This is a genomic window from Oleiphilus sp. HI0061 (assembly GCF_001635675.1).
Genome location: NZ_LWFE01000818.1, coordinates 1 through 225, shown reverse-complemented (window position 1 = coordinate 225; position 225 = coordinate 1). Strand labels below are relative to the sequence as shown.

General features: G+C 49.3%; 1 pseudogene. It reads right to left on the bottom strand.

Going from position 1 to position 225, the window contains the following annotated elements:
• Nucleotides 1–225, bottom strand: a pseudogene (locus tag A3735_RS09830) (S-methyl-5'-thioadenosine phosphorylase); the annotation flags it as partial.

The window sequence follows — 225 nt, the reverse complement described above, 5'->3', positions numbered from 1 at the left end:
TGCTAGCGCAGCTTCAGGCATGCCCGTCATTCCGACCATATCGCAGCCTTCAGCCTTACAACGAAGTATTTCAGCTGATGACTCTAATCTCGGCCCCTGAGTAGCACCGTAAACTCCACCATCCAAGACATCAAATGACACCGCGCTTGCTGAGCGAAGAAGTTTTGCTCTCAATGTTTCAGAGTACGGCTTGGTGAAGTCGATATGATCAACAGTTTCGCAATG